15 protein-coding genes are annotated in these 19,105 nt (G+C 55.9%); 4 read left to right on the forward strand and 11 right to left on the reverse strand.

Annotated features, from left to right (window positions below; all coding sequences use genetic code 11):
• The 8 genes from AC0T4W_RS21225 to rpmH form a co-directional block, all read right to left on the reverse strand.
• A complete protein-coding gene (locus tag AC0T4W_RS21225) occupies positions 1–789 on the reverse strand; it encodes a ParA family protein (protein WP_476322475.1) in 789 nt (262 codons plus the stop codon).
• Between the two features lie 12 nt (positions 790–801).
• Positions 802–1,446, reverse strand: coding sequence for a 16S rRNA (guanine(527)-N(7))-methyltransferase RsmG (rsmG, locus tag AC0T4W_RS21230; RefSeq protein WP_476322478.1), 645 nt, complete (start codon positions 1,444–1,446; stop codon positions 802–804).
• Positions 1,446–3,338 (reverse strand): tRNA uridine-5-carboxymethylaminomethyl(34) synthesis enzyme MnmG, encoded by a 1,893-nt coding sequence (mnmG, locus tag AC0T4W_RS21235; RefSeq protein WP_476322481.1) that lies wholly within the window; start codon positions 3,336–3,338, stop codon positions 1,446–1,448. Before mnmG ends, rsmG begins: the two co-directional genes overlap by 1 nt.
• A 655-nt stretch (positions 3,339–3,993) precedes the next feature.
• Entirely contained in the window at positions 3,994–5,361 is a 1,368-nt protein-coding gene (mnmE, locus tag AC0T4W_RS21240; RefSeq protein ID WP_476322484.1) for a tRNA uridine-5-carboxymethylaminomethyl(34) synthesis GTPase MnmE, read from the reverse strand.
• An 89-nt stretch (positions 5,362–5,450) separates the two neighbouring features.
• The gene (yidC, locus tag AC0T4W_RS21245; protein ID WP_476322487.1) at positions 5,451–7,202 is read right to left on the reverse strand and encodes a membrane protein insertase YidC; all 1,752 of its coding nucleotides are present in this window, start codon (positions 7,200–7,202) and stop codon (positions 5,451–5,453) included.
• A 2-nt stretch (positions 7,203–7,204) separates the two neighbouring features.
• Complete coding sequence (yidD, locus tag AC0T4W_RS21250; protein ID WP_275960026.1) at positions 7,205–7,450, reverse strand: membrane protein insertion efficiency factor YidD; 246 nt, start codon at positions 7,448–7,450, stop codon at positions 7,205–7,207.
• Positions 7,443–7,847, reverse strand: a complete 405-nt coding sequence (gene rnpA, locus AC0T4W_RS21255) for a ribonuclease P protein component (protein WP_370692692.1) — start codon at positions 7,845–7,847, stop codon at positions 7,443–7,445. Before rnpA ends, yidD begins: the two co-directional genes overlap by 8 nt.
• 11 nt (positions 7,848–7,858) lie before the next feature.
• Complete coding sequence (rpmH, locus tag AC0T4W_RS21260; protein WP_002551315.1) at positions 7,859–7,993, reverse strand: 50S ribosomal protein L34; 135 nt, start codon at positions 7,991–7,993, stop codon at positions 7,859–7,861.
• Between the two features lie 523 nt (positions 7,994–8,516).
• Here rpmH and dnaA point away from each other — a divergent pair.
• The 4 genes from dnaA to gyrB all read left to right on the forward strand — a co-directional run bounded on the left by dnaA (position 8,517) and on the right by gyrB (position 14,688).
• On the forward strand, positions 8,517–9,986 hold the full coding sequence (gene dnaA / locus AC0T4W_RS21265; RefSeq protein WP_476322491.1) for a chromosomal replication initiator protein DnaA: 1,470 nt from the start codon (positions 8,517–8,519) through the stop codon (positions 9,984–9,986).
• 65 nt (positions 9,987–10,051) lie between these two features.
• Entirely contained in the window at positions 10,052–11,155 is a 1,104-nt protein-coding gene (dnaN, locus tag AC0T4W_RS21270) for a DNA polymerase III subunit beta (protein ID WP_476322494.1), read from the forward strand.
• 7 nt (positions 11,156–11,162) lie between these two features.
• On the forward strand, positions 11,163–12,266 hold the full coding sequence (recF, locus tag AC0T4W_RS21275; RefSeq protein WP_476322497.1) for a DNA replication/repair protein RecF: 1,104 nt from the start codon (positions 11,163–11,165) through the stop codon (positions 12,264–12,266).
• A 4-nt stretch (positions 12,267–12,270) separates the two neighbouring features.
• Positions 12,271–14,688: a DNA topoisomerase (ATP-hydrolyzing) subunit B gene (gyrB, locus tag AC0T4W_RS21280; RefSeq protein WP_476322500.1), complete on the forward strand. Its 2,418-nt coding sequence runs from the start codon at positions 12,271–12,273 to the stop codon at positions 14,686–14,688.
• Positions 14,689–15,206: 518 nt separating this feature from the next.
• Here the strand turns inward: gyrB and AC0T4W_RS21285 are convergent.
• The 3 genes from AC0T4W_RS21285 to AC0T4W_RS21295 all read right to left on the reverse strand — a co-directional run bounded on the left by AC0T4W_RS21285 (position 15,207) and on the right by AC0T4W_RS21295 (position 18,960).
• Positions 15,207–17,084, reverse strand: coding sequence for a serine/threonine-protein kinase (locus tag AC0T4W_RS21285; RefSeq protein ID WP_476322503.1), 1,878 nt, complete (start codon positions 17,082–17,084; stop codon positions 15,207–15,209).
• Positions 17,081–17,443, reverse strand: a complete 363-nt coding sequence (locus tag AC0T4W_RS21290) for a nuclease-related domain-containing protein (protein WP_476322506.1) — start codon at positions 17,441–17,443, stop codon at positions 17,081–17,083. Before AC0T4W_RS21290 ends, AC0T4W_RS21285 begins: the two co-directional genes overlap by 4 nt.
• A gap of 287 nt (positions 17,444–17,730) precedes the next feature.
• Positions 17,731–18,960 (reverse strand): SNIPE associated domain-containing protein, encoded by a 1,230-nt coding sequence (locus AC0T4W_RS21295; protein WP_476322509.1) that lies wholly within the window; start codon positions 18,958–18,960, stop codon positions 17,731–17,733.
• Positions 18,961–19,105 lie beyond the last annotated feature (145 nt).

The raw sequence follows: 19,105 nt of genomic DNA on the forward strand, positions 1-19,105 counted from the left end.
TTATGCGGTTGCAGTGTGGGCGCTGGCGCGCTGACGACGGACCAGTTCGCCGGCCAACGCCAGGTAGGCAATGGCACCACGGGATTGCTTGTCATACACCAGCGCCGGCATACCGAAGCTCGGTGCCTCGGCCAGGCGCACGTTACGCGGGATGACCACGTCGTAGAGCTGGTCAGGGAAGTGTTGCTTGAGCTGCGCCGACACATCGTTGGTCAGGCTGATGCGCGGGTCATACATGGTGCGCAGCAAGCCTTCGATCTTCAGCTTGGGATTCAATAGCTCGGCAATGCGCTGAATGCTGTTGACCAGGTCGCTCAAGCCCTCAAGCGCGTAGTACTCGCACTGCATGGGGATGATCACGCCATCAGCGGCGACCAGGGCGTTGATGGTCAGCATCGACAGCGCGGGAGGGCAGTCGATCAGGATGTAATCGTAATTCTCGCGGATCGGCGCCAGGGCATAGCGCAGGCGGCTTTCCTTCATTTTCATTTCCAGCAGAGAGACTTCGGCTGCTGTGAGGTCGCGGTTGGCCGGCAGCAGCTGGTAGCCGCCGTGCTCGGAGTACTGCATGGCCTCGACCAGGTTGCATTCGCCGATCAGCACATCGTAGATCGAGTGCTCCAGGCCATGCTTATCCACACCGCTGCCCATGGTCGCGTTGCCTTGGGGGTCAAGGTCGATCAGCAGCACACGGCGCTTGGTCGCCACCAGCGAGGCAGCCAGGTTGATGCAGGTGGTGGTTTTGCCCACGCCGCCTTTCTGGTTAGCGATTGCGAATACCTTAGCCATGCTGCGTTCCCCCTAAGCCGAGCGACGCAGTATCAGCAGATGGCGCTGACCTTGGCAACCGGGAACCTTGAGTACATGGGTGGCGCTGAGACGAAAGTCCGCCGGCAGGGCCTGTAGCTCATCGTCCGGGTGCACGCCTTTCATCGCAAGCCACTGGGTGTTGCCATCACCGAGATGGCGGGTCCAGTTGCTGAAATCTTCCAGCGAGCTGAACGCCCTTGAGCAGATGCCGTTGAACGGCACAGCCGGGGTGAATTCTTCAACCCGGCTGTGGATAACTTGCAGGTTGGTCAGTTTCAACTCCAGCTTAACCTGGGTCAGGAAGCGGGTTTTCTTGCCGTTGGAATCCAGCAGGGTGAACTGCCGCTCGGGAAACAGGATGGCCAGGGGAATACCCGGCATGCCGCCGCCGCTGCCAACGTCCAGCCAGTTATCCCCAGCCGCCGCGACAAAAGGCACCACGGACAGGCTGTCGAGCAGATGGCGCGAAACCATTTCATCCGGGTCGCGTACTGCGGTGAGGTTGTAGGCCTTGTTCCACTTGATCAGCAGAGCCAGGTAGGCCAGCAACTGTTCGTGCTGCTGCGCGCTGAGTTCGACACCCAGCTCAAGCGCGCCCTGGCTCAATTCTTCGGCGTGACGGGGGGTAACGGACATCAGGCGCTGTGCTCCAACTGCTGACCGGCAGTGCGCTTTTTCAAATGGATCAGCAACAGGGAAATCGCTGCCGGGGTGACGCCGGGAATCCGCGAGGCCTGGCCCAGGGTTTGCGGGCGGCTGTTGCCGAGCTTGTGCTGGATTTCCTTGGACAACCCGGAAATGCCTGCGTAGTCGATATCGAGCGGCAGCTTGGTGTCCTCGCTGGCGCGTAGGCGGGCGATTTCATCCTGCTGGCGGTCGATATAACCGGCGTACTTGGTCTTGATCTCCACCTGTTCGGCCACCTGCGGGTCCAGTACACCGCCGCCGGTGATGGTCACCAGGCCGGCGTAATCGATTTCCGGGCGCGCCAGCAGGTTAAGCAGGTTGTATTCGTGGGTCAGCGGCGTGCCGAAGTGGGCGGCAATCGCATCGCCTTGGGTGGTGCCTGGGCGTACCCAAGTACTTTTCAGACGCTGTTCTTCCTGCACGATTGCTTCGCGCTTGCTCTCGAAGGCCGCCCAGCGCACGTCATCGACCAGGCCCAGCTCGCGGCCTTTCTCGGTCAGGCGCAAGTCGGCGTTGTCTTCGCGCAGGATCAAGCGGTATTCGGCACGCGAAGTGAACATGCGGTACGGCTCTTGAGTACCCAGGGTAATCAGGTCGTCGACCAGCACGCCGATGTAAGCCTCATCGCGACGCGGGCACCAGCTGTCTTTGCCCTGAGCACGCAGCGCGGCGTTGCAACCAGCTAGCAAACCTTGCGCACCGGCTTCTTCGTAACCCGTGGTGCCGTTGATCTGCCCGGCGAAGAACAGCCCGGCGATCACCTTGGTTTCCAGGCTGTACTTGAGATCACGCGGGTCGAAGTAGTCGTACTCGATGGCGTAGCCAGGCCGCACGATATGCGCGTTCTCCATGCCACGAATACTGCGCACGATCTGCAATTGCACATCGAACGGCAGTGAGGTGGAGATGCCGTTTGGGTACAGCTCGTGAGTATTCAGGCCTTCGGGCTCGATAAATACCTGGTGGCTGTCCTTGTCGGCGAAGCGGTGGATCTTGTCTTCGATCGACGGGCAATAACGCGGGCCGACGCCTTCGATCACCCCGGAATACATCGGTGAACGATCGAGGTTGGCCGCGATGATTTCGTGGGTACGGGCGTTGGTGTGGGTAATCCAGCAGCTGACCTGGCGCGGTTGCTGTTCGGCGCGACCGAGGAACGACATCAGCGGCGTCGGCGTATCGCCCGGTTGTTCGGTCATCACCGAGAAATCCACCGAACGGCCATCGATACGTGGTGGTGTACCGGTTTTCAAACGGCCTACACGCAGGGGCAATTCACGCAAACGCTGTGCGAGGGCAATCGAGGGGGGATCGCCAGCGCGGCCGCCGGAGTAGTTCTGCAAGCCTATGTGGATAAGTCCACCGAGGAAGGTACCCGTGGTCAACACCACAGAGTCCGCGAGGAAACGCAGGCCCATCTGGGTGACAACGCCTTTGACTTCGCCATTTTCGACGATCAGGTCATCCGCTGCCTGCTGAAATATCCACAGGTTGGCCTGATTTTCCAAGGTTTCGCGAATCGCCGCTTTGTACAGCACACGATCAGCTTGAGCCCTAGTGGCGCGTACTGCTGGGCCCTTGCGGCTGTTCAGCACACGGAACTGGATACCACCTTTGTCGGTGGCTTCAGCCATGGCGCCGCCGAGGGCGTCGATTTCCTTGACCAGATGGCTCTTGCCGATCCCGCCAATCGCCGGGTTGCAGCTCATCTGCCCGAGTGTTTCCACGTTGTGGGTCAGCAGCAGGGTTTTTACCCCCATGCGTGCAGCTGCCAGCGCAGCCTCGGTACCGGCATGACCGCCGCCGATGACGATCACCTGAAAACGGGAAGGGAAATCCACCACGCACCTCGTGCCTGTTGAGAAATGGGGGGCTTTTTGGGTTGAAAAGCGGGAAAGGCGGCAAGTATAGGGATTTAGCCGGTGTGAAAGAAGCCTTTTGCACAAAAAATAGCCAGCTCGTTTGGGTTCTGTTTCGGTGTGTCGGTTAATAGAGAATAAAAGAGAGATTTTTTATAAAGCTTTGTTTATATGTTTATTACTTAGTAACAGCTTTTCTGTGGATAGATTGCTACAGGCCAATAGATTCAATGTGTACAGCGTTTTGAAAGTCTGTGCTGATCCTGCCATCTGCCTGTTCAGTTGCCGTACGCAAGCTGTGGATGAAACCGATGGTTATCCACAGGGCCTTTTATCCTCAGTTTTATCACCGGGTTATAGGCAGGGCTTAGGCCGGGTTTTCCACAGGGCTTAGGTGGATAAATAAGTAGTTTGACGTACGCATTTCGCCCAGGCGAAAGCCTGCCTGGATGGCATAAATGAGGTTTTAGATAGGGTCGCTACGTAGGATGGGTTAGGCGCAGGGAGGAAATTGCGGATGCAGCGCATGATTCGATGCGCCGTAACCCATCAGGAATGCGCCACATCATGATGGGTTACGCGACGCGGGAGGACTTGTGTTGCTCGCAGGTTAGGTGTCCTGCGTCGCTAACCCATCCTACTTGCCGATACAGAAGCTGGAGAAAATCCGCCCCAGCAGGTCATCAGAGCTGAACGCACCGGTGATTTCCCCCAGGGCTTGCTGAGCCATACGCAGGTCTTCAGCCAGTAGTTCGCCGGCACCGGCCTGGGTCAGTTGAGCATGACCATGCTCCAGATGGGTGGAGGCCTGCCGTAGTGCCTCCAGATGGCGCCTGCGTGCACTGAAGCTGCTCTCAGAGGTCTGTTCATAGCCCATGCAGGCTTTGAGGTGTTCGCGGAGCAGGTCCAGGCCCTCGGTGGATTTGGCCGATAGGCTGATGGTCACGTGGCCATCATTGCAGACTTCCAGCACCACCGACTCGCCAGACAGGTCGGCCTTGTTGCGAATCAGGGTGACCTTGGCCGGATCAGGGCGCTGGTCGAGAAACTCTGGCCACAGGGCAAAAGGGTCGTCGGCTTCGGGGGCTGTAGCATCCACCACGAGCAAAATGCGGTCGGCTTCACCAATGGCTTTCAGCGCACGCTCGACGCCGATGCGTTCGACTTGATCTTCGGTATCGCGCAGGCCGGCTGTGTCCACCACGTGCAACGGCATGCCATCGATGTGGATATGTTCGCGCAGCACGTCGCGAGTGGTGCCGGCGATCTCAGTGACGATGGCTGCCTCGCGACCGGCCAGGGCGTTGAGCAAGCTGGACTTACCCGCATTGGGGCGGCCGGCGATCACCACCGTCATGCCGTCACGCAGCAGGGCACCTTGGCCGGCCTCACGCAGTACACCGGCAAGGTCTGTGCGCACGCCATCAAGCAGGTTGAGTACGTGGCCATCGGCGAGAAAGTCGATTTCCTCCTCAGGGAAGTCGATGGCCGCCTCAACATAGATACGCAGGCTGATCAGGCGCTCGGTCAGGCCATGCACGCGCCGTGAGAACTCGCCCTGCAGCGAGCGCAAGGCATTGCGCGCGGCCTGCTCGGAGCTGGCTTCGATCAGGTCGGCAATCGCCTCGGCCTGGGCCAGGTCAAGTTTGTCATTGAGAAAGGCCCGCTCGCTGAATTCACCGGGGCGCGCCAGGCGTGCGCCGAGTTGTACACAGCGGCGCAGCAGCAAATCGAGCACCACCGGCCCGCCATGGCCCTGCAGTTCCAGCACATCCTCACCGGTAAAGGAGTTGGGTCCGGGGAAGTATAGGGCCAGGCCTTCATCCAGCACCTGCTGGGCGTCGGCGAAGAACGGCCCGTAGTGGGCGTAGCGCGGTTGCAACTCGCGTTGGCAGATCGCCTGCGCCAAGGTGCCGGCCAGCGGCCCGGATACACGCACGATACCCACGCCGCCTCGGCCTTGGGCGGTGGCGACGGCGGCAATGGTTTCAGCAACGGGTGGCATGCGCTTCTCCTGAATACGACATAGCAAAACGCCCCTGAAAAGGGGCGTTTGTTACAGCTTAGAAGTCGGGAGCCAGACAGGCTCCACTGCTAGGCGTCCGCGGCCTTGGCTGCGGCTTCGATCTTGCGGGTAATGTACCACTGCTGGGCGATGGACAAGACGTTGTTGACCACCCAGTACAGCACCAGACCCGCCGGGAACCAGAGGAAGAAGAAGGTGAAAATGATCGGCATCATTTTCAGCACCTTGGCTTGCATCGGGTCCGGCGGAGTCGGGTTGAGCTGCTGCTGGATAAACATGGTCGCGCCCATGATGATCGGCAGGATAAAGAACGGGTCTTTAATAGCCAGGTCAGTTATCCACAGCAGCCACGGCGCTTGGCGCATTTCTACCGATTCCAGCAGCACCCAGTAGAGCGCAAGGAATACTGGCATCTGCACCAGGATCGGCAAGCAGCCGCCCAGCGGGTTGATCTTCTCTTTCTTGTACAGCTCCATCATCGCCTGGGACATCTTCTGGCGATCATCACCGTGCTGCTCTTTCAGCTGAGCGAGTTTCGGTGCAACGGCACGCATGCGCGCCATGGATTTGTAGCTGGCAGCGGACAGCGGGAAGAAGATCAGCTTGATGACCATGGTCAGGAATATGATCGACCAGCCCCAGTTGCCCACCAGGTTGTGGATAACTTCCAGCAGCCAGAAGATCGGCTGAGCCAGGAACCACAGGATGCCGTAGTCGACAGTCAGCTCAAGACCTGGAGACAGGGTCTTCAGATGCCCTTGTAATTTCGGGCCGGCATACAGAACGGCACTTGTTTCGCCCTGAGCGCCGGCAGCAACCTGAATGGCCGGACCGGTAAAGCCGACAATGTAGTTGCCTTGGCTGTCTTTACGGGTCTGTACTTGGTTAGTGCTGTCTTTGCTTGGGATCCAGGCAGTGACGAAGTAATGCTGTAGCCAGGCAACCCAGCCTCCTTGAACGGTTTCTTTGAAGGCTTGTTTATCGATGTCTTTCATCGACACTTTTTTGTACGGCTCTTCGGTGGTCCACAGTGCGCCACCGAGGTAAGTCGCAGTGCCGGTTGCAGTGGTGGAGGACGGATCGTCACTGCCATCACGCTTGAGCTGGGCAAACATGTTGCCGCTCCAGGCTTGAGCGCTCTGGTTGTCGATCAGGTAACTGACGGTCACCTGATAGGACGAAGGATCAACGCAGCCGGGTTTCTTCTGCTGCTGCTCCTTGGCGGAACATTCAGCGTTCAGACCACGCTTGAAGGTGAAGCGCTTGATGTAGTTGACGCCGTCTTCACTGAGGGTAAGGTCAACCTGCAGCTGCTCCTGACCGTCTGCCAGCTCATAGCTTTTCTGCGCGCTGCTCCACAGGGCACGACCGCTGGATTTGTCCGGCGCGTTGCTGCCGATCAGACCGCTTTGTGCCAGGTAGGTACGCTCGCCACCGTTATCAAACAGCTGGAAGGGTACATCCGGACGATCCTGACGACGTGGATACTGCGGCAGACGCAGTTGCACTACATCACCACCACGTGGGTCGATGGCCAGATCCAGCACATCAGTCTTAACCCGAATCAGCTCATCGCCGGTAGCAGCAGGTGCAGCACTGATGGCGCTTGGCTCAACGGCAGTGGTGGCGCTCGGAATATCGTCGCTGCCAGCTGAAGTTGAGGGGGTGGCAGTGGTATCCGGCAAGCCGGGTACAGTGCTGCTGGTCGCGGCAATTTCTGTCGGCAGGGCAGCTTGACCGTAGTCCTGGTTCCACTGGAGAACCATCATATAGGACACGATTGCCAGGGCGACGATCAGGATCGAGCGTTGAATATCCATGATTATTCGGCCATCGAAGAGGAACGGGAGGTTTTGGCGCAGGGAACCGGGTCGTAGCCACCGGGATTCCACGGGTGACAGCGGCCAAGCCGACGCAGGGTCAGCCAGCCACCGCGCATGACGCCATGATGTTCAATGGCTTCAAGCGCGTAGCAAGAACAGCTTGGGTAGAAACGACAGTGGCTGGCCATCAAGGGGCTGATGGCGTAGCGGTAGAACTGGATAGGAAGCAAAACCAGTTTACGCATGGGGACTGTCGTTCACCCCAGGTGTTGCGACGGCTTCCGGGCTTGGCTTACTGCGTTCGAGGCGTTTCCAGAGTTTGCCAAACTGGCGAGCCAGTTCGACGTTCTCCAAATCACCAAGGCCTTTACGCGCAACCACCACGATGTCCCATCCCACCAGGTTGTCCTGATTGAGACGGAACGATTCGCGGATCTGGCGTTTCAGGCGATTGCGCTCAACTGAGAGCTTGACGCTCTTTTTGCCGATTACCAATCCCAGACGGGGGTGATCAAGCTCGTTGTTGCGCGCCAGCAGCAGGACATTTTTGCCCGGAGCTTTGCCGCTAGGGGAGTCGAAGACTGCCTTGAATTGCCGGGGGGTTAGCAGACGCTTTTCCCGACTGAAGTCTCGACTCACCACAAGACCGAAATTTAGACGGCGAGACGCTTACGGCCCTTGGCGCGGCGACGCGACAGGACAGCACGGCCGTTCTTGGTGGCCATACGAGCACGGAAACCGTGGGTGCGAGCGCGTTTGATAGTGCTGGGTTGGAAAGTACGTTTCATGAGGCGGTACCTGGGTGGTCGACTACGGGCCGGAATGGCCCCCGTTTTAAGAGACCGGCAATTCTAGAGAAACCCGAGGGTCAGGTCAATTTCCAACCAAGCTTTTCCTGCATAAAGAAATATAAAGAAGAGAATATTTAAAGATGTTTAGTAATGTTAGTAACTATTAGCTAGCCATCGATCTGTGCATAAGTGCTTGAAGGCCAATAGATTAGCGTTGTTCAGCCAAGGGTAAGTCTGTCGAAAAGGCGTGCTGCAGCTGTGTGGAAGCAGTCCACAAGCTGAGGATGGAATGCCATTTTACCCACAGCAGGGTTTTCCACCGGTTTTTACCCTGGGTTATCCCAGTACCTTGCGGGCGGTTATCCACAGCCTTTATCCACCATGCGTTATAAGCCCTCAATGCTAATAACACGTTGATTTTCCTTGCGCATAAGCACGCTTACATGTGGATAACTCAAGCCTCGGCGGCTACAATGGCGGCTGTTTTTTGCCTCGCGCCGTGCGATTTAGGGGATAGTCCGTGTCTGTGGAACTTTGGCAGCAGTGCGTCGAGCTTTTGCGCGATGAGTTGCCTGCTCAGCAATTCAACACCTGGATCCGTCCGCTGCAGGTCGAAGCCGAAGGCGACGAGCTTCGCGTCTATGCGCCGAACCGTTTTGTGCTCGATTGGGTCAACGATAAGTACCTCAGCCGCTTGCTTGAGTTGCTTAGCGAACGGACCAACGGTCTGGTCCCTGCGCTCTCCTTATTAATAGGCAGCAAACGCAGCGCCGCATCGCGTGCGGCGGCTGTCAGTACAGCAAACGCAGCGCCGCGTACGCCGGCACCCACTGCAGTTGTGCCAACAACAGCCAGCCCTGCACAAGCCGAACCCTCGCGGGCGAGCTTCGATCCCATGGCCGGTGCGGCCAGTCAGCAGGCGCCGGCACGCACTGAGCGCACGGTGCAGGTCGAAGGTGGTTTGAAGCACACCAGCTACCTGAATCGCACCTTTACCTTTGATAACTTCGTCGAAGGTAAATCCAACCAGCTGGCCCGCGCTGCTGCCTGGCAGGTGGCGGATAACCCCAAGCACGGTTACAACCCGCTGTTCCTTTATGGCGGCGTGGGCCTGGGTAAGACTCACTTGATGCATGCGGTGGGTAATCACCTGCTGGCGAAGAACCCAAATGCCAAGGTGGTGTACCTGCATTCCGAGCGTTTCGTTGCGGACATGGTTAAGGCTTTGCAGCTGAATGCGATCAACGAATTCAAGCGCTTCTACCGTTCGGTGGATGCGCTGCTGATCGATGATATTCAGTTTTTTGCCAAGAAAGAGCGCTCCCAGGAGGAGTTCTTCCACACCTTCAATGCCTTGCTTGAAGGTGGCCAGCAGGTGATTCTCACCAGCGACCGCTACCCGAAAGAAATCGAAGGGCTGGAAGAACGTCTTAAGTCGCGTTTCGGGTGGGGACTGACGGTAGCCGTCGAACCGCCTGAGCTGGAAACTCGTGTGGCGATTCTGATGAAGAAGGCCGATCAGGCCAAAGTCGACCTGCCCCACGATGCTGCCTTTTTTATTGCTCAGCGCATCCGCTCCAATGTGCGTGAGCTGGAAGGCGCCTTGAAGCGGGTGATTGCTCACTCGCACTTCATGGGCCGGGACATTACCATCGAGCTAATCCGCGAATCGCTCAAGGACCTGTTGGCCCTGCAGGACAAGCTGGTCAGCATCGACAATATCCAGCGCACCGTGGCCGAGTACTACAAGATCAAGATTTCTGATCTGCTCTCCAAGCGCCGCTCGCGTTCGGTCGCGCGGCCCCGTCAGGTGGCCATGGCCTTGTCGAAAGAGCTGACCAACCACAGCCTGCCGGAAATTGGTGATGCCTTCGGCGGGCGCGATCACACAACGGTATTGCATGCATGCCGTAAGATTGCTGAACTTAAGGAATCCGACGCGGACATCCGCGAGGACTATAAGAATTTGCTGCGTACGCTGACAACTTAGACCAGCTAAAGTCGGCTTTAAGCAGGTTCTAAATACGCAACTCCACTAGGGCAAGGGACTAGACCATGCATTTCACCATTCAACGCGAAGCCTTGTTGAAACCTCTGCAACTGGTCGCCGGCGTCGTGGAACGCCGTCAGACCTTGCCGGTGCTCTCTAACGTGCTGCTGGTGGTTGAAGGCCAGCAGCTGTCGCTGACCGGTACCGACCTGGAAGTCGAGCTGGTGGGTCGTGTCACTCTGGAAGAGCCTGCGCAACCCGGTGAGATCACCGTACCGGCGCGCAAGCTGATGGACATCTGCAAAAGCCTGCCGGCTGATGCGCTGATCGATATTCGCATCGACGAGCAGAAGCTGCTGGTCAAGGCCGGCCGCAGCCGCTTCAGCCTGTCCACCCTGCCCGCCAATGATTTCCCGACTGTTGAGGAAGGCCCAGGTTCGCTGACCTTCAACCTGGTGCAAAGCAAACTGCGCCGTCTGATCGAACGTACCAGCTTTGCCATGGCTCAGCAGGACGTACGTTACTACCTCAACGGCATGCTCATCGAAGTGCAGACCGGCGTGCTTCGCGCTGTCGCCACCGACGGTCACCGTCTAGCCATGTGCTCCATGGCCGCTGATATTGAGCAGGTCGAGCGTCATCAGGTCATCGTGCCGCGCAAGGGTATTCTCGAACTGGCGCGTCTGCTCACCGAACAGGACGGCAGCGTCAGCATCGTTCTTGGCCAACACCATATCCGCGCGACTACTGGCGAGTTCACCTTCACCTCGAAACTGGTCGACGGTAAATTTCCTGACTACGAGCGCGTATTGCCGCGTGGTGGTGACAAGTTGGTGGTGGCAGATCGTCAGGGCCTGCGTGAAGCCTTTAGCCGTACTGCGATTCTCTCCAACGAAAAATACCGTGGTATTCGTTTGCAACTGGAATCCGGTCTGCTGAAAATTCAGGCCAACAACCCAGAGCAGGAAGAGGCCGAAGAGGAGATCGCGGTTGACTACAACGGCAGTGCGCTGGAAATCGGTTTTAACGTCAGCTACCTGCTCGACGTGCTGAGCGTGATGACCACCGACCAGGTGCGTCTGATTCTCTCCGATGCCAACAGCAGTGCCCTGGTGCAGGAAGCCGATAACGACGATTCTTCCTATGTTGTTATGCCGATGCGTCTGTAACCGCTGAATGTCCCTTACTCGCTTTACCGTCACCGCGGTGCGTAACCTGCACCCGGTGACCCTCTCCCCCTCCCCGCGTATCAATATCCTTTCCGGCGACAATGGCAGCGGCAAAACCAGCCTGCTTGAAGCCATTCATCTGCTGGGTCTGGCGCGCTCCTTTCGCAGCACTCGACTGCTTCCGGTTATTCAATACGATCAGCTCGCCTGCACGATTTTCGGTCAGGTGCAGATGTCTGATGGTCGGCAAAGCAATCTGGGTATTTCGCGGGATCGCCAGGGCGAGTTTCAGATCCGCATCGACGGGCAGAATGCGCGCAGTGCCGCACAGCTTGCTGAAACCTTGCCGCTGCAGCTGATCAATCCGGACAGTTTCCGTCTGCTCGAGGGTTCGCCGAAAATCCGCAGGCAGTTTCTCGATTGGGGAGTGTTCCACGTGGAACCTCGCTTTCTGCCCGCCTGGCAGCGCCTGCAGAAGGCCCTGCGTCAGCGGAACTCATGGCTACGGCATGGTACACTTGACGCCGCTTCGCAGGCGGCCTGGGACCGAGAATTGTGCCTGGCCGGCGATGAAATTGACGGTTATCGGCGTGCCTATATCCAGGCCCTGAAACCGGTTTTCGAACGCACCCTGAATGAGCTGGTTGAGCTGCAAGGTTTGACCCTCAGTTACTACCGTGGTTGGGATAAAGAGCGTGAGCTCAATACAGTGCTTGCCTCTACCCTCTCCCGCGATCAGCAATTGGGCCATACCCAGGCAGGTCCGCAACGTGCCGATTTAAGGCTACGTTTGGGGGCGCACAATGCCGCCGAGATACTCTCGCGCGGCCAGCAAAAATTAGTTGTATGTGCCCTGCGCATTGCACAGGGCCATTTAGTCAATCAGGCCAAGCACGGTCAATGTATCTATCTGGTGGATGACCTGCCGTCAGAACTGGATGAGCAGCACCGCCGTGCGTTGTGCCGATTGTTGGAAGACTTGCACTGCCAGGTGTTTATCACCTGTGTAGACCATGAATTGTTGAGGGAAGGCTGGCGCACGGATACGCCAGTTGCCATGTTCCACGTGGAACATGGTGGCATTACCCAGACCCACGACCACCGGGAGTGAAGGCATGAGCGAAAACCAAACGTACGACTCCAATAACATTAAGGTCCTCAAGGGCTTGGATGCCGTACGCAAGCGGCCTGGCATGTACATCGGCGATACAGACGATGGAAGCGGTCTGCACCACATGGTATTCGAGGTGGTCGATAACTCGATCGACGAGGCCCTAGCCGGTCATTGCAGCGATATCACCATCACCATTCACCCGGATGAGTCCGTTAGCGTAAGCGATAACGGTCGTGGCATTCCGGTGGATATACACAAGGAAGAAGGTGTATCTGCCGCCGAAGTGATCATGACTGTGCTGCACGCCGGCGGTAAGTTCGATGACAACTCTTACAAGGTCTCCGGTGGTTTGCACGGTGTTGGTGTTTCGGTGGTAAACGCCCTCTCCGAGCAGCTGTTGCTCACTGTGCGCCGCAGTGGCCATATCTGGGAGCAGACCTACGTGCATGGTGTTCCGCAAGAGCCCATGCGCATCGTTGGTGACTCAGAAACTACCGGTACCCAGATCCACTTCAAGCCTTCCGCAGACACCTTCGCCAATATCCATTTCAGCTGGGATATTCTGGCCAAGCGTTTGCGTGAGTTGTCGTTTCTCAACTCCGGTGTAGGCATTTATCTCAAGGATGAGCGCACAGGCAAGGAAGAGTTGTTCAAGTATGAAGGTGGTTTGCGTGCCTTCGTCGAATACCTCAACGTCAACAAAACTGCGGTCAACCAGGTGTTCCACTTCACCATCCAACGTGAAGACGGTATTGGCGTAGAAGTAGCCCTGCAGTGGAACGACAGCTTTAACGAGAACCTGTTGTGCTTCACCAACAATATTCCACAGCGCGACGGAGGCACCCACCTGGCGGGCTTCCGTTCGGCTTTGACGCGCAACCTGAACACCTACATCGAGCAGGAAGGTCTGGCCAAGAAACACAAGATCGCCACCACCGGTGACGATGCACGTGAGGGCCTGACCGCGATCATTTCGGTAAAAGTACCGGACCCTAAGTTCAGCTCGCAGACCAAAGACAAGCTGGTTTCCAGCGAAGTAAAAACTGCGGTCGAACAGGAAATGGGCAAGCACTTCTCCGACTTCCTGCTGGAAAACCCCAACGAAGCCAAAGCCGTCGTCGGCAAAATGATCGACGCCGCCCGTGCTCGTGAGGCGGCGCGTAAAGCCCGTGAAATGACCCGCCGTAAAGGTGCGTTAGATATCGCCGGGCTGCCGGGCAAACTGGCCGACTGCCAGGAGAAAGACCCTGCCCTTTCCGAACTCTACATCGTGGAAGGGGACTCTGCGGGCGGTTCTGCCAAGCAGGGCCGTAACCGCAAGACCCAGGCCATCCTGCCGCTCAAGGGCAAGATCCTCAACGTCGAGAAAGCCCGTTTCGACAAGATGATTTCCTCCCAGGAAGTCGGCACCCTGATCACCGCCCTGGGCTGTGGTATCGGCCGCGATGAGTACAACATCGACAAACTGCGCTACCACAACATCATCATCATGACCGACGCCGACGTCGACGGCTCGCACATCCGAACCCTGCTGCTGACCTTCTTCTTCCGTCAGCTGCCGGAGTTGGTCGAGCGCGGCTACATCTATATCGCCCAGCCGCCGCTGTACAAGGTCAAAAAGGGCAAGCAGGAGCAGTACATCAAGGACGACGAGGCCATGGATGAATACATGACCCAGTCGGCCCTGGAAGACGCCAGCCTGCACGTAAACGAAAGCGCGCCAGGTTTGTCTGGCGCGGCGCTGGAAACCCTGGTCAACGATTACCGTCTGGTGATGAAGACCCTCAACCGTTTGTCGCGCCTCTACCCGCTGGAACTCACCGAGCACTTCGTTTACATCCCGCGCGTGGAAGTCGAGCAGTTGGCCGATAAAGAGGCCATGCAACAATGGCTCGGTCTGCTCGATGGCCGTCTCAAAGGTATGGAGAAGTCCGGTCTGATCTACAAGACCAGTCTGCACGAAGATCAGGAGCGTCACCTCTGGCTGCCGCAGGTGGAACTGGTTTCCCATGGGGTCTCCAGCTACATCATCTTCAACCGCGACTTCTTCGCCAGTAACGACTACAAGACCGTTACCACCCTCGGTGATCAGCTCAACAGCCTGCTCGAAGAAGGTGCCTACGTGCAGCGCGGCGAGCGCAAGAAGGCTGTAACTACCTTCAAGGATGCGCTGGCCTGGCTGATGGCGGAAAGCACCAAGCGTCACAGCATCCAGCGTTATAAAGGTCTCGGCGAGATGAACCCGGATCAACTCTGGGAAACCACCATGGACCCAGAAGTGCGCCGTATGCTTAAGGTGCGTATCGAAGACGCGATCGCTGCCGATCAGATCTTCAACACCCTGATGGGCGACGCTGTAGAACCGCGTAGGGACTTTATTGAGACCAACGCACTGGCGGTGTCTAACTTGGATTTCTAAGGTTGTTGTCGAGGGGCAGGTTAATTGGCATGATTTAACGAGTTATTGTCATGACAATTTCTGTCACTACCCCGGTCTAGCGCCGGGGTTTTTCTTTATGGGTCAGTACTTTAGATACAGCCTAGTAGTGACCAGTAAGCAGCTTATGTAGTGAAGCTACAGGGAGAACTCGAAAAATCTCGCTTTCGAGGGTGCAAATTCTGGGAGATTTTTTGAGCTAGTGACGCGCGGCAATTTAAGCCGATCAAAACAGCGTCGCCCATCAGCCTTCAAAAATCATGATGGGTAGTCGGGTGCGACTCGCTTGCGGCTTCATCAAAACGAACCGCATGCTGTGCCAACCTGCCAACCTGCCAACCTGCCAACCTGCCAACCTGCCAACCTGCTGGAGGTGGCTAAAGTTATTTGCCCATTCCGCCAAAGTTAAGCGGTTCGGCCAAAGTAATTTGCCAGTAGCTTGAAACTAAAAGCCCCTGCTGACGCAAGTCCGCAGGGGCTTTTTGCTTAGCCTGAAGTCGCTACTGGCTGGTGTTCCAGTTGGCCAAGAAAGCTTCAGTCAGGCGGTGCTTGGTCTTGAACTCCTCAACGATCCCGGCAGATTTCATCTTGCTGAAGGTTGAGTTCATCGAGGCTTTGTTAGCTTTGTTTCCTGGTATGCGCCTGGTTCTCAATGCATCAATAACCCATTGGCTACGAATGCGTGGCCGTTGATCGTTCAACATGTCCACAACCAAGAACGTCATGTAGCCCTTGCTGATGCCCCATTTTTTGGCAAACGCGTCGGGTAGATCTTTGGTCTGCTGGGCAGTGATGTCCAAACCAAACCATGCGACGTAGTCATCAGCATTGAACTCAGTGCCTTCGTGCAGCAGCTTCGCTACTTTGGCTTTCAGGCCATCATTGAGCGCAGGGTGAGTGGCTTGCTGTATCGCACGCTCAAGATCGCCCCCTGCTTGCTTCAATAGGCCGGGCTGTAGGCCATCCAGCAATGAAGTCCAAAGCGCATACAAGTCTGCAAAAGCAGACCAGCCCTGCTCGATAACGCCTGGAAATTTGTATCGAAGATCACCCACTCGACGATCTTCGGCTGGGAGGGAACTCATGCCGACCAAGGTAGCCCGAGCGCCATCCACTAGGATGTTGAGCGGGGTTATGTTCCGATGGGTGAACCCCAGTCTGTGTAGATAGCCAAGCCCCGCGAGTAATTGCTCCAGCCAGTGCCGGAACTCCTCGGCACTGATAGACGCTTGGTCAAACAGCGTCTCACCACTCGCCCATGCTCGACTGATGAAGTAAGCATCGCTGTTAGGGATTCGAGCAAGATCGAATACCCGCTCCAATGCGGGATGATAAATCTGAGCGAGCCGATGATATTGATCAGCCACAAGCTCCCAAACTTCATCTGCATCGTCGTAAATCTGAACCGCGCAATCGAAGCGTCCAGCGACATGACGAGATCGCCAGATGCTTGAGAAAGCATCCTCATCGACCTGCTCGACCAATTCATAACGATTGTCGAGAACTGCTCCTGGCTCAGCCTCAAAAGGAGCGCCTGATGGCGCAAGTGCAGTTGAAGCTCGCTCGCTCATAAGGTTCGCTATCAACTGTGATAGGCGCTCTGAGGTCTCCTGCCCTTCTGCATCATTGCTTCCGGAGATTTCCAAATGAAGCGTGTCGACCAAGGGCTTAAACAGCGAGGAGATGAGGTCGATATCGTCGCCAGCGCTATGGTTGTTCAGGACATCGATAAAGCAAACCTCACCCGCATCAGTGAGATAGATTGAATTCACGGAAACCCTGCCCAGGGTGGCGCCACGGCGATGGATACCTTGAATCGCTGTTAAGGCAGAAATAAGCGTCGATCTGGCTGATTCCTCGGAATGCTTCGAGAGATCAACCAGCGAGAGCGGTTTACCTTTGGGCATGCTGATTGGCAGAACCATCAGCTCACCATCATCAATCAGCGGCGCGCTATAGGTCACGCCGGTTAAGCCAGCCAGCTCTTGCAGTAACCGAAACTCGTCACGCAATTGCGCTTGCAGTTGTTCGCGCCGCTCCTGGCTCTCGCAATTGGGGCGGTTCACGATTTTCAGCATCCACTTGGAGTTCCAGTTCTCCAGGCGATATTCAGCCATCCATAGCTCAAGGCCATTCTGATCCAGCAGGCACTGTGTTTTTTGGTACTGCTGGAATCTATTGTTTTCGGCTATCTGCTGACGCAATTGCCCAAGAGTGGCGAGGACAAGTTCACGCTGAGCATCGATCAACTCGTAGGCTTTGGTAGCGGTCAGCCCCTCAGCACTGGTTAACGCCTTGATGATCCCGTTTGGTGTCCACACTTGTTGAGAAGGCTCATCTTTAATGAGCGAGATGCTATGACCTTTGTCGCCGGTCACAAGTACCACACCCTGACACCACGGCGCATACAAGCCGATTCCAGCTCGGTTACGATACGGCCTGCGAGCACACGGGCGTTCTGGTTGGCCTTGCGCAAAGCTTTATCAACAGGGCGACCATCCAATAGCCAGACGTCCTTGCCCGCCTCTAGCGTGCCGCTGTAGCCCTTCACGTCGATCAAATACACGCCCCAGTCACCGACAACAACTGCATCGATTTCCATTGCCTGACCGGTTTCTGTCAGCAGTTCGATATTGGTTAGCAGCCAATAGTGATCTGGAAGGGCGTTTTTCAGCAGAGAAAATGCCCACTCTTCTGCGGCGTTGACTGCTTTGGCGAAGGGGACATGCGTTGCCATGACTTACTCCTTGTCCTTACTACCAAAACCATCCGGTAAAATGGCCAGTGAATTTTATGAGAGAGCTGCTGTGAAACTGCTGAATGAATCGCCCCTAGTTTTTGTAGACACACCTATAGCTCATCAGGGAATACCGGTTCCACTGGCAGCGGCTTACTGATCAGACGTGCATTCCTGAGCGCTTGGGTTTCTTTAAACTCTTGAGCCTCAATGTCACTAAAGAATGTTGAATCTGGGGCTAGTACTTGAACTGCAAGCTCCACCTCATCCAAGGAAACGCGAAAGAACTATTTTCTTGTATTCGCAGTGTTAACACGACTGCTGTGGAATCTACTGTGCAGCGCCCTCTCTAAGGAAGGGGCGTCCTCACTGAAAATCATTGCGTGTGTGTCGAACAAAAACGGGACACTAGCCGTACCCAGTTCACGAACCCGATCTGCTGGATCGAGCCTTCTGGTTAAGCCAATTTTCACGACACCATCACCAAACGATCCCACGTTAGAAATAACGTAAACCCAGCCTGATCTAGTCATTTCAGCCATTGACTGTGCTCTCACCACAACCTCGGTCACTTGAGACAGTCTTTTTTCCAATACCTGTATCTTGGACTGGAAAAGCTCCAGCTCTATACCCGTTTGCTTGGTGGCCTCCAACCTCGCTGCCTCCAACAGCTCCGCGTACTTCTCTTGCTCTTCTTCGGCTTGTTCAAGATCTTCGCGCAGTTTTTCTTCTTCTTTCTTGGCCCGTAGCAACTCAGATTTTTCCTCGCGCTCGCTTTTCTGCTTGCACTTGTACTCGTGTGTGGCCCTTAGCTCCTCAACCTTCAGCGAATAGTATTCGTCCGTAATAATTATCTGGTTTACCGAGGTTAATTTGTCGATGGCTTCTCTGGATTGCTCAATACGACTAAGCATTGTTTCAATGTTGTTCCAGCGTACCTTGGCGATTGCAGCATCAGACTCTCCATTAAATGCCCTGAGAGCAATTCTGATTTGCTTGCTAGTCATTACCCTACCTTGCGCCATGCTATTATTTAGCCGCCAAGGAGTATTGCAAACAACAGCCAACTTATTTCTTAAAATCTCTTTCTGACGAGACTTGATTTCAGAGATTCGTTCCCTGTACTGGCTGCTTTCATCAAAATTAAATAAGGGCTCATAAAGCCCCGACTCTATAAAGCCAAGAGAGTTCCGTAGACTTACGACTTCTGCACCTAATGCATCGTAGATTGTTTTTTTAGCCCGATAGGCGTTTCTTAATCGCTGCATGCGCTGTTCAAAAAGAGCTTCTTCTGTTTGCCAATCATCAACAGCCTGATTGTGCAATGCTACCTCGCTTTGCAGCCTTTCTTCCCTATTGGCAAGATCCTTCAACTGGCTTTCCAGTATTAGAGCAGCTGCGTCAGCAGAGAATTTTGCGCTCTTGGCTCTATCAAGTGCCTGTTTGAGAATGTGGTTACTCTGAACTTTTACCTCCGCAAGAATCGAGTCCCGCTCAGTGCTTGCGTTCAAATCCATAAAGTCAGACCTAGACTTAGCAGCACTAATAACCTGAGATTGAACTGATATCGCTTCAATGAGTATCAGTTCAGCTTTGTTATTAGCCTTGGCAATTATCTGATCACAAGACTCAAGTAGCGCCTTAGCTGTTGCCGCTGACCGA

It is taken from the genome of Pseudomonas sp. C7.1, from assembly GCF_056312395.1.